The sequence below is a fragment of the Enterobacter cloacae complex sp. SHL009 genome (assembly GCF_049237205.1).
Lineage (GTDB): Bacteria > Pseudomonadota > Gammaproteobacteria > Enterobacterales > Enterobacteriaceae > Enterobacter > Enterobacter cloacae_M.
In genome coordinates, this window is record NZ_JBMKIW010000018.1 from 1 (window position 1) to 5,806 (window position 5,806).

Here is a 5,806-nt window from a genome sequence, read left to right on the forward strand (position 1 = left end):
GCCGCCTGACGGCGTCTGGTGGTAAGGAATAACCTCATAGCCGCTGAACGGCTGATGCTGCGTGGCGGCATCGGTCAGCACCAGGGTGTGTTTGTCCGCCTCATGGCGGAAGTGATAGGCAATCCCCTCCAGCTCCATCAGGCGGCTGATGAAGTCCAGGCTCGACTCCTGATACTGCACGCAGTAGTCCCACACCCGGTAGCTGCCGGTGAGTTTATCCTCAACGTTGACCTGATGCTCACCCAGCAGGGTTTTCACAATCTGCGGCACCGTCTGGCCCTGGAAAATACGCAGGTTACGGTCGCGCTTCATCGGCCACAGGTCCGGCTCCACCGTCAGCTGGTACACCGCATAGCGGGTGCCCGTCAGCTCAACGGCGCTGACCGCCACGCGGGTAATTTTGCCGTTAACATAGCGGGACGTCAGCAGGTTCTGCGTCGGGATGGTCACCGTGACCGGCTGGCCCAGCAGCTTGCTGCGGTCGATGCGCGCGTCCGTGCCGAGCACGGTCAGCGTCAGCGCGAACGACTCGGACATCGCCTCGCGGCCCGTCAGTTTCCAGAACAGAAGCCCCTCCACCGGGAGCTGAACGGTAATTCGGTTGAGCATAATCTTTATTCCACTATGGACTAATCTCGGTGTTCATTGAGATATTTTTTAAACCGTGCTTATTTAAGCCATAAACCTGAAAACATAAGGACGCTACCCAGGGAAACGACGCTTTTAGCAACGATAAGTAAGCCAGGCGCAACGACGCGTGTTATAGACGATATTGCTTCATAATTTTCTGCATTGTATTTTTTGTGCCCCCCTATAACCCCGTGAAAAATCGTGCAGAGCAGCACAACGGTAATCTTTAAACCCCATACGCACAGGAAAGACATGGAAAAGATAATCGAATATTGTTTCGCCGTTGCGACGGAGAATAATGACATTGACTGAGCGAGCCATTTCAACGTAAAACCAATAACAACCGTAGCCACTAGCACCAGAACGAACATCAACCCAGCAAGGAACCATTGTTTTTTACTGAATAAGTCTTTTCCATTCCAGATAAGCGCTAGTGTCCAAATCATAAAGAGAATAAAGAAAAGCCATTGAATCATAACGTACCACATTTATACATGTTGTTCTCCAGGCATTGTCGTGTCGTCATCTCACTTCGCATCACATTCCTTTTCCAAACCAAATACCATAAAACAACAACATACAACTTAACGCGGCGATAGATTTTGCTACCAGGCGTAATATTGGCCCGAACCGCTGATTGACTATATCAGTGACGCCATTAATTCAACCCAACTCAATATAATTTCCTTTATCCACAAACCATGGTCAACACATCTTCTCTTCTCGAAGAATCTGTATTGTCCAATTTTTGACACGCCGGGACGCTTTTAACTAACAAACCATTAGGTACAGACAAAGAAAGAGGCACGGTACAATACCCGTGCCATATGACTAATATAATTATAAGAAATTATCCTCTGGAGCTCTATCGAATAGTTCACCTGCCATTGTGGCGATACGTTCGTGTTGCACGAGTTTATCTTTCCACCCCTGCGGGATACCGGAATAACCATATAATGCTCCCGCTATTTGTCCCGCCGTCGCCGCAACGCTGTCAGCATCATCGGCAAGATTGGCAGCCAGCAGAATCGCATCCCGGAAGTTGTCAGTATTCCATACGGACCACATCGCGGCCTCAAGCGTATCGATAACATAACCACTTGAACGAATCTGATCGCGAGTTTTTTGCTTATACTCACCCGCGTTTATGATCATTACACGCGCGCACAGTGGGAAAATATGAGGCGAAAAAGCTTCTTCTTTTTGATAACCGTTAATTAAATAGTGCAATACCAATCCGAGAAATTGGCATGCGTTAATTGATTCTACCGCGCCATGCGTTGCTCTACTCTGAGCCTGGGATTCGAAGTAAATCGCACGCAGCGATTTTCGACGAAAGATAGATACCGGGGCTTGACGAATAACCCCAGCATTACCAGCAGTGTGTTTCTCTGTATTGCCATACCAGGAAGGTCCGACACGCATATACTGTTCAAGCGCGAATCGCGTCGTATTCCCGATATCGAAGCACCGACCATTACTGCTATTATCTCCGTTAAGATACCATTTCAAGAGATATTTTCTAAGCACATCGGTATGCATTCTTTTTTCTGAAAGATAAGTCTCTGCCAGACATAATGCCATGGACGTATCATCTGTCCATTCACCAGGTTTTAATTGAAAAGGCCCGCCACCAATCATATCCTCTACATGTTCACTGTCTCTTTTCTTAAACTCAAGAGTGGTGCCGACGGCGTCCCCGGCTGCCAAACCGACCAGCGATCCAAGTGCCTTATCACGTGAAACATCTTCAGTTATGGTTAAAGGTAATGTTGCATCCCATGAGTGAGATGAATTCGACGCATCAAGACTAGTGTTTCTTCTTCCATTACGGATATTAATTGGCATGTAGCTACGATAACGATCGGCATAACGATTGATTACCGAGTCTTCACTGTGAAGATCTTCCATTATGCATTCTTTATAAAAGGATTAAACCAGGAAAACTGCGCATGACAGATTATAATCTATCATTCTCTCTTTTTTTCCGTGAAACAGAAGACTTAATTACATTAAAAAATGGAGATAGCAATCAAGTGTATATGATAGTTACAGCAAAAAAGTGTTAACGATACCGGACAATCACATTTAAAAATAAAAAAAACTGCCTATCACTTACGATATCTTTTTTGCCTTTTCAGGTACTCTACGTCTTGCTCATGGGGAAGAATAACCTTCAATCCTTGCCCCATCTGCGAGGCTATATAATTAGCATTGGACAAATGCTGAGCAAGTTCGGCATCGGTAGTATCAAACTCTTTAGACGCAAGCACTCCAAGATTCAATGTGTGTAATTTACTTTTATCTTTTTCAGCACCAGTTAGAATAGATTTAATATAATCCAACTGATTTTTCGCCATAACATATAAAGAAAATGTAGGATTTTGTTCTAATCGATTATTAATTGCATCAATAGCATCATTTATATAATCTAGCGCGGTGTAATTTTCTTTATTCATGAGCCACCTTAAATATATCCTTTTCGCTTGAAAGCATCTGTATTGCCCCACCTTTTGTCTGATAGGGTACATCTTTCACTGACCAAGTATCAAGTGCGGGCAAAGAAGTACTACGTAACATTTCAACTTTTTGTTGTGAAACATACGGTTTTGCTACTTTATCAACAACTTGATCAGTGCCATAAATAGTACCTTTTGGATTGATACCCAACTCTGTTGGCTCAACATCTTCTCGAAGAGCATACCAGTTTCCCTGTCGTCCTCCTGGCACTTGGTTTTGATAGAGTGTTTTATTTCTGTTTATTGTTTCAACACTCACTCTATTTGTATAGTCAATGCCATTATCAAAGTCACGAATCTGTTGCGGAGTGAAGCCCTTAGATTCGAGCCAGTTTCTTGCCAGCTCTTTATTTCCTCTGGCTGTAATATCTCTATTGAGATCGCCCGTGCGTCCAAATTTTTCATTAAGTTCAGCTCTTCGGGCCGAAATATTTGGCTTAACCGGTTCGAGAACAGGCTTACCAGCCCGCCACGCATCAAACCTTGCCCCTCCCTTCATGCCAGCCCCGCCGCCGATAACAGAGCCAATCAGCATCCCCCATTTCTGACCGTCGCTGCCTTCGCCAAACAGCATTCCACCCGCGTAGCTACCCACAGTGCCACCGCCCATCGCACCGAGGGTACTCAGAAGTGCGATTGCCGGACTGGCCAGCACCGCCATGGCTCCGGCACCAACGGCGAGCATCGTCCAGTTAACCCATTCCGGGATTTCAGGACTTATTTCATCGGTCTGAACCTTGCTTCCACCGATAATAACATTACGCGATCCCTGACTAATCTCGGCGCTGCAAGTCAACTTATCGCCTGTGCGAGAGGCGGGAAAGTTATTGATGTAAACTTTTATCGAACCTTCCGCAACCCGTTGCAGGCTACCGCTGTGCTCATCACACTCTCCGGCTGACAGATGAGCGCGGATAGCCTTTCGGCTGTTGATAAAGACATTGGGTGAACCTTCTTTTAGCGTACCGGTGGTATGGCGTGGAGCCCATGACATACTGCCGAGGAGCTCACCCAACCCACCCGCAGCACATGCCCCAGCCGCAACGGCAGAAACAGCAACCAACGCGGTCCCTCCTGTGACGACAACGGCAGCTGCGCCCAGAATTGCCCCACCAACCAATCCTGCGATCATCCAGCCTTTTGAGGCTGTATGAGCAATCTCATCATCTACGCGAGCGGCCAGACATTCGGACATAACTATTCGGCTCGCTGTGCCATCAGATACCCACGTATCCGATCGGGTGTATTAAGTTGGTCAGAACCAGAGACCTGGCGGCATACGGAAAGCTGTGAAAGTAGGTGATGTGATTTGTCTGCGAAAGTCGTCCAGAGCGCGTAACGAAGGGGTTGGCTGTCCGGAACGGGTGCAATACTGAGTGGTTTACCCTGTTTTTCAAAAAGCAAATATTGCCCCTCTTTCGCCCGCTGAAGCGAAAGATGTCCATACATTTCCTGAATGTTTTCAAAAACACTGAGTACCTTACTCTCACTATCAAGCGCAAAAAATGGCCCCTGGCTGTCGGCAGCGAGCATTTCTCTAGTTTCAGTCTGAGCCGGTTTGTGGAACTTAATACTGCGGATAATTTCCTGATATTGATTATGATAATAATCGCTAAACTCGCCCGGGCAAGTACCGATATAACACACCATCTTTTGGCCGCCAGGATGGTCACCGAGCAAAATAACGGTCTGCCTCTGGAAAATGATCGCATTATCATTTTTGAACTGATAAAAAAGCTCAACCGCAGGGAGACCATCAACAGAGGTCATCAGAGAGGATTCGAGACGAAAGTCGGGCACCGTAATTTCCAGTTCACGTACCAGCCGTGTTGCCGCATCATGGACTTTATCTTCGTTTTTAGCACTCGCACGAGAAACAACAAAAGTAAACTCGCTGGCTCCGTTATCACTCAGGGTAAATAAATTCATGGTTCTGTCTTTAAACACATCAGGTAAGGCGAGGGATGCTTCCTGAAGAATATATTCAGCCATTCGGGTTACTCTTATTTATTGCCATTAATAACAAAAAAACTATCCACTTCCTGCTGGATTTCACCCTGATGGGATGCGCCAGGCGGATCGATGACATTTTGTCCATCATCAGGGTTCAAATGTAATTCGCCGGAAAGCGTATTAATTTGCGCATTCTCTTTTGCAGTAAAGTTAAAATTATTCCCAATGATATTAACGCTGCCGTCTTTTGATAGCTCGATAGCACTTTCACCACATTCAAGTCTCAGTGTATTACCTGCGGAAAGGATAAAATTGTTAACCACTTTATCGTTTCGACTGTTACCCGTCAGGCATATCACATCGCCTTTAATCCCTGATTTCTGATTTTTCGCTACCCGTAAGGTTTCATCTTCGCCAACAAACTGAGTGCGATTTTTTTCAGTAGAATGCGACTCGTCGTTTTTGACGTTAATATCCAGATTCCGCTCGGCCTGGATCCACACCTGCTCTGCGCCCGCCTTGTCCTCAAAGCGCAGGGCGTTGGCGTTGTCCACGGAACCGTCTTTCGTGCGGCTCATAAAGCCCATCTGCGTCGCAGCGGCAGGCAGCGCCCACGGCGGCATGCTCGCGTCGTTGTACACGCGACCGGTAATAATCGGCCGGTCCGGGTCGCCGTTGATAAAGTCCACCACCACCTCATCGCC

At 46.8% G+C, this 5,806-nt stretch carries 7 protein-coding genes; all 7 read right to left on the bottom strand.

All coding sequences use genetic code 11. The features are described from left to right. Nucleotides 1-609 (bottom strand): type VI secretion system Vgr family protein (locus ACOTZC_RS22660; RefSeq protein WP_421636034.1); only part of this gene is annotated, 609 nt, incomplete at its 3' end. Between the two features lie 59 nt (nucleotides 610-668). After that, a complete protein-coding gene (locus ACOTZC_RS22665; RefSeq protein ID WP_226855174.1) occupies nucleotides 669-1,106 on the bottom strand; it encodes a hypothetical protein in 438 nt (145 codons plus the stop codon). A 364-nt stretch (nucleotides 1,107-1,470) separates the two neighbouring features. Beyond that, nucleotides 1,471-2,541 (bottom strand): ADP-ribosylarginine hydrolase Tri1, encoded by a 1,071-nt coding sequence (gene tri1, locus ACOTZC_RS22670; RefSeq protein WP_133294642.1) that lies wholly within the window; start codon nucleotides 2,539-2,541, stop codon nucleotides 1,471-1,473. 200 nt (nucleotides 2,542-2,741) lie between these two features. Next, nucleotides 2,742-3,089: an immunity protein Tsi6 family protein gene (locus ACOTZC_RS22675; protein ID WP_045404268.1), complete on the bottom strand. Its 348-nt coding sequence runs from the start codon at nucleotides 3,087-3,089 to the stop codon at nucleotides 2,742-2,744. Further along, nucleotides 3,082-4,344 carry a polymorphic toxin type 46 domain-containing protein gene (locus ACOTZC_RS22680; RefSeq protein WP_045404269.1) on the bottom strand — a complete coding sequence of 421 codons (1,263 nt, stop codon included), beginning with the start codon at nucleotides 4,342-4,344 and terminating at the stop codon, nucleotides 3,082-3,084. The genes ACOTZC_RS22675 and ACOTZC_RS22680 overlap by 8 nt, the downstream gene beginning before the upstream one ends. 2 nt (nucleotides 4,345-4,346) lie before the next feature. Beyond that, nucleotides 4,347-5,141 (bottom strand): DcrB-related protein, encoded by a 795-nt coding sequence (locus tag ACOTZC_RS22685; protein WP_421636035.1) that lies wholly within the window; start codon nucleotides 5,139-5,141, stop codon nucleotides 4,347-4,349. Between the two features lie 11 nt (nucleotides 5,142-5,152). Further along, nucleotides 5,153-5,806: bacteriophage T4 gp5 trimerisation domain-containing protein (locus ACOTZC_RS22690; protein WP_421636036.1), on the bottom strand; the 654-nt coding region annotated here is incomplete at its 5' end.

What these genes read in the sequence shown, in the direction of transcription:
- ACOTZC_RS22665 (WP_226855174.1), bottom strand. Translation starts at nt 1,106, where the DNA reads ATGATTCAATGGCTTTTCTTTATTCTCTTTATGATTTGGACACTAGCG.
- tri1 (WP_133294642.1), bottom strand. Translation starts at nt 2,541, where the DNA reads ATGGAAGATCTTCACAGTGAAGACTCGGTAATCAATCGTTATGCCGAT.
- ACOTZC_RS22675 (WP_045404268.1), bottom strand. Translation starts at nt 3,089, where the DNA reads ATGAATAAAGAAAATTACACCGCGCTAGATTATATAAATGATGCTATT.
- ACOTZC_RS22680 (WP_045404269.1), bottom strand. Translation starts at nt 4,344, where the DNA reads ATGTCCGAATGTCTGGCCGCTCGCGTAGATGATGAGATTGCTCATACA.
- ACOTZC_RS22685 (WP_421636035.1), bottom strand. Translation starts at nt 5,141, where the DNA reads ATGGCTGAATATATTCTTCAGGAAGCATCCCTCGCCTTACCTGATGTG.